4 protein-coding genes and 1 pseudogene are annotated in these 4,590 nt (G+C 60.9%); 1 reads left to right on the top strand and 4 read right to left on the bottom strand.

Translation table 11 applies throughout. The features are described from left to right. Positions 1-182: 182 nt before the first annotated feature. The 3 genes and pseudogenes from ftsZ to IVB13_RS09390 all read right to left on the bottom strand — a co-directional run. Complete coding sequence (gene ftsZ / locus IVB13_RS09380; RefSeq protein ID WP_247488558.1) at positions 183-1,442, bottom strand: cell division protein FtsZ; 1,260 nt, start codon at positions 1,440-1,442, stop codon at positions 183-185. A gap of 52 nt (positions 1,443-1,494) precedes the next feature. After that, a complete protein-coding gene (locus IVB13_RS09385; RefSeq protein WP_247488561.1) occupies positions 1,495-2,004 on the bottom strand; it encodes a hypothetical protein in 510 nt (169 codons plus the stop codon). A gap of 123 nt (positions 2,005-2,127) precedes the next feature. Continuing rightward, positions 2,128-2,264 (bottom strand): annotated as a pseudogene (locus IVB13_RS09390) (DUF2235 domain-containing protein); the annotation flags it as partial. Between the two features lie 331 nt (positions 2,265-2,595). Between IVB13_RS09390 and IVB13_RS09395 the strand changes: the two are divergent. After that, positions 2,596-3,138, top strand: a complete 543-nt coding sequence (locus IVB13_RS09395) for a hypothetical protein (protein WP_247488563.1) — start codon at positions 2,596-2,598, stop codon at positions 3,136-3,138. A 463-nt stretch (positions 3,139-3,601) separates the two neighbouring features. Here the strand turns inward: IVB13_RS09395 and IVB13_RS09400 are convergent, their stop codons facing one another. Continuing rightward, on the bottom strand, positions 3,602-4,516 hold the full coding sequence (locus IVB13_RS09400; protein WP_247488565.1) for an alpha/beta hydrolase: 915 nt from the start codon (positions 4,514-4,516) through the stop codon (positions 3,602-3,604). Positions 4,517-4,590 lie beyond the last annotated feature (74 nt).

The following is a 4,590-nucleotide window of genomic DNA, read 5'->3' on the forward strand; positions in this document are numbered from 1 at the left end:
CAAATGTACGGGCGCGCTAAGCTCGATCTCCTTCAGGCTAGGCTGATTGGCGCGCCATAAAAACAATCACTATCATCGAATATGCGTCAGAGCCAATCTTGAACGCTTGTTCACAATGGATCCCGGGCTCGCGACGTCGTCGCTCCCCGGGATGACGACCGTAACTCCCCTCCTGCGACCGTTCAGTTGGCGGCGCGGCGCAGGAAGGCCGGGATATCGAGAATAGCCTCATCGGGCGCATTGCGCGCAGCGGTGCGGCCGTAAGGATCGAGCGGCCGGTCGGCCGCGTGGCGCGCATATTCCGGAGCTGCCCTTGCCAGTTGCTCCACGGGCTGTCGCGCTTCGGAGCGGAGCGGCGGGCTTTCCACTTGCGGAAGGGGTGCACTGCGCTCGATGCGATCGGCGATGCGACGACCGTCGTTGCGCAGTCTGCCGGCGAGCTGGGCGATGGCGGTTTCCACCGGTTGCGCCTGAGACGCCGGCTCGAGATTATCAATTCCGGTCGCTACCACCGAGACGCGGACGATACCGTCGAGGCTATCGTCAAACGACGCGCCGACGATGATGTTGGCGTCCGGGTCGGCCTCGTCGCGAATGCGGGTCGCAGCTTCGTCGACTTCGTACAGCATGAGATCCTTGCCGCCTGTGATGGAGATGATGAGGCCACTGGCGCGCTTGATCGAGGGATTCTCGATCAATGGATTGGAAATCGCGGCTACAGCAGCGGCAAGCACGCGCTTCTCGCCGGAGGCCTCGCCCCGTCCCATCATGGCCTTGCCCTTCTCCTTCATGACGGAAAGGACGTCGGCAAAATCGAGATTGATCAGGCCTTCCTTGACGATGAGGTCGCTGATGCAGGCCACGCCGGAATAAAGCACCTGGTCGGCAAGGGCAAAGGCATCGGCGAACGTGGTCTTCTCGCTGGCCACCCGGAACAGGTTCTGGTTCGGGATGATCAACAGGGTGTCGACCGTCTTCAGCAACTCCTCGATGCCGGCTTCGGCAAAGCGCATGCGGCGCTTTCCCTCGAAGTAGAATGGCTTGGTGACCACGCCGATCGTGAGAATGCCGAGCTCGCGCGCGATCCTGGCGACGATGGGGGCAGCCCCGGTGCCGGTGCCGCCGCCCATGCCGGCCGTCACGAACACCATGTGTGCGCCAGTCAATTGATCGCGGATCGTATCGATCGCCTCTTCGGCTGCGGCGCGTCCCAATTCCGGCTGCGAGCCGGCGCCGAGGCCTGCGGTCACCTTTGTGCCGAGCTGGATGAGGCGCCTCGCCTTCGACATGGCCAGCGCCTGCGCGTCGGTATTGGCGACCACGAACTCGACCCCTTGCAGCCCGGCCGTGATCATGTTGTTGACCGCATTGCCGCCGGCGCCGCCGACACCAAACACGACGATCCGGGCCTTCATTTCATGGATATCGGTGGTGCCAGTCATTCTTCCCTCGTGATTGCTCCGGCAAGCCGGGGATGGAGATGAGGATCGAGTGCTACCGAGTCGCGCGGTCTGCTTCCACGATCGCAGCGGCCAGATGTCCCAATCGACGCGCGGCTTGTCCCGCGATCGCGCCGCCGGCGTGGCGACCGTTCCGCAGAACCGCCACTTCGTCTTCCAGTATTGCCGCCCAAGCATTGGCGGCCGTCGTCTCGGCGGCCGCCTGCGTCAGCTCGACGGCGAGGCGATCGGCGCGCTCGCGCTCGCGCTCGAACACTGCCCTGTAGGCGGTTGCGACGGCGTCGAGCCGCGCGACCTCCGCCTTGAATGTCTCGATCTTAACTGCTTCGATCTGTGTCAGGAAGGCATCGATCGGGTCTACCCGGCGGCCACGTCTTGGGCGGGGTGTGCACCGGAGCTCGGGGACATCAACGCTCAACAGGGCCTTGCCGTCCTCCGACCGCGAGCGCGGCAACCGGCGGCGTCTCGCAAGCGAACGCGCGGCCTCTCGGGAGATATGGAGGCGGGCACCCAGATCGGCATAGGTCAACAACTCGACGCACATCGGCGCTTCTCCTGGCGCGAACCGGGAAGGCATTTCGAGGTAATGATGGCTGGACGATTACCGCAGGCTAGGCCGCGTTGGTTAATGGACGGTTAACGCGCGAGCGGCGCGGTTTACGAGTGCCGTCACCGTGCCGACCCCGGGATCGCAAGACACCATCAGCCGCGGCGACGTCCTGTCCGTCTTGCGCTGGCAGCGATAGAGCTTGAGGACGTTGGAGATGTTTTCGGAGCTCTCGTGCCGGTGCCGTCACAGCAGATGACGAGGTATTTGGGCTCGGGTCTCGGTGCGTGCTCGGGATGCGCCTCCGGGTGATGCTACCGCGGCGATTATAGCGGAAATGGATGGCAGCGAGGAGAAGAAGGCGGCGTCGCCGGCACGGTGCCCCGTGTATCATCTGTTGACATTAACCACTTGTTAACCATGCGGTCGGCTAATGTGGACGGGTGGGGAATCACCATGTCGGCCCATGTGACGCGACCGAAGTTGATGCCTGTTTCGGCCGATCCAGCCTTTCGGTCGCTCAATCGGCTGGCGGTTCGCGCCAAGGCCGTCCTACAGACCAAAACGGCTGTCCTACGGAGCAAAGCCATGTTCGGAAAGGACGATTTAGTGGACAATCTCAGCCGCGATCTTGATCGCGCGCGCGGAAGACGCGATGCACTCGCATCTGAAGCCACGACCCTGACGGCCCAGATCGCCGAAATTGAAGCCCGCCTTTCGGAGGAGAAGACCAGGCGGGAGCGTGATCGCGTTTTGGACGAAATCGAAGCGATAAAATCCCGAATCAGGCAAGCCGCCGGCGCGTTTGCACCCGTCGTGGATGGTCTCTCCAAGGCGATCGAGTCGGCTGCTGCAGTTGTGCCCGAGGCTCGCGAGCTCAATAGTTTCCTGGTGTCGGTGGCGACCGAAATCGACAGTGTGCTCGATCCCCTGCTGCGCGAACTGGATCAGCGCGCGGATGCGGTGCGAGTCGGCCACGTAGCGCTGGACCTCCCGAGTTCGTCCAATGAAGCTGCCATCGTGCTGCCGAAAGACGGCAACGAACGCCTGCTTCGCTTTCCAGCATGGCTGTCTCGCGACAAGGAGACGGACAAGGAAATAGCGGACAGCCCGCGCAGCACGGCAGCGTGAACCTGGCGGGCGCCGTCGTCCTTGCGGCGCATCCTTCAAGACGCCCGCCCCAAAATCACCCATTTTGCTGCGCGGCCGGGTCGCATCGTGCGAGGCAGATGCTGGGTCATTGCCTAGGGTTGGTGCTACCGGCCTCAGCGTCGAGTTTACTAGTATGCTCTTGGCAAGCTCTGATTGGTTAGGACCAGCCGCTCACACTGTCCGTTCCCAGGTTCGAGTCCGTGCGGATCATTGCGCGTTCGTTGTGCCGCTGAGGCGGTTGCCGAGGTCTGTGACGTGCTGGACTCGATCGGGGATGCGTGCCCGGAGTGTCACTCAGAGCTCGGGTAGGCCGTCTACTCATAGGTCGAGTGCTGCCAGTCAAGGCGCGCTTGAAGTCTGCTATGCCCTTAGTAGCGACGCAAAACGCCATATGGCCGGAGGTCCGAGTCGCGCCAACAGCAGACTCATGCACCGCAGCGTTTCAGTGCTTTGCAATGAATGCGAGGACCCTCTCATTGAAGGCTTGGGGGTTTTCAACCTCCATCTGATGAAATGCCGCCGGAATCGTTGCACGTTCTACGCTCGGTAAGCAGTGCTCCAGCATGTCGTTGATGACAAGGAACCTCTTAGGACTGAGCTCCCCGTCGACGACCAAGGTTGGCGCTTTCACCTTCTGCACATCCTCGCATGTGGTGGGCGGGAAGAGGTTTCGCGATGAGGTCTCGCCTTTTAGTCCTTGGGCATTGTCCATGAGGCGCTTCAGAACGGGAGGTGGGAGTTTCTCGTACGAACCCTCGCCCAACACGCCGTTCGTAAATCGCCGCACTCCTTCTTCGTCATTCCCCTGCTTGAATGCTTCGCTAGAAGCGATTGATGTAGCGATAGCAGCGGTAAGAAGAGCTTCTCCTTCAGGTGTGGTTCTTAGTAACGGCATTATAGGCGGTTCGCCCGGCGTCAGACTGCGAATGACCTCCGGGTGATCTCGTGCAACCAGGAACGCAATAAACGCGCCGAACGAATGACCAATGAGATGAACCGGGGGCAGATTAAGTGCCTTGATGAATGCAGCCAGGTCTCTTGCATGTATGGTGACAGAAAAATCTGTTGCATCTTTGGGACATTCATTTGGATAGTGATACCGACGACTGTACGAGATTAGTCGATATCCCTTCGAGAACGCCTCAAGCTGTCCATCCCAGGTGCGGTAATCCTCCAATGTGCCGTGCACCAACACCACTGGAGTTCCTTGCCCGAGTTCAATGTAATGCAGTGTAAGGCCATTAACTCGCGCCTCTTTTGTTTTCATCTCCGAAGAGGACGCGCCCTTCTGCTGCGCGAACGACGGACACGCGACGAGGAACATGGCTGCGACCGATACGAGGATGATGTGCTTCAAGAGGGTAAGCGCGAAGCCGATACCCTTGCTTCAGAATTCGAATGAACGTGCGAAAGAAGCCTCCGGCTTGGACG

Source organism: Bradyrhizobium sp. 17 (assembly GCF_023073515.1).
GTDB classification, from domain to species: Bacteria; Pseudomonadota; Alphaproteobacteria; order Rhizobiales; family Xanthobacteraceae; genus Bradyrhizobium; species Bradyrhizobium canariense_D.

Coding starts and splice junctions, on each gene's coding strand:
- ftsZ (WP_247488558.1), bottom strand. CDS start 1,442: ATGACTGGCACCACCGATATCCATGAAATGAAGGCCCGGATCGTCGTG.
- IVB13_RS09385 (WP_247488561.1), bottom strand. CDS start 2,004: ATGTGCGTCGAGTTGTTGACCTATGCCGATCTGGGTGCCCGCCTCCAT.
- IVB13_RS09395 (WP_247488563.1), top strand. CDS start 2,596: ATGTTCGGAAAGGACGATTTAGTGGACAATCTCAGCCGCGATCTTGAT.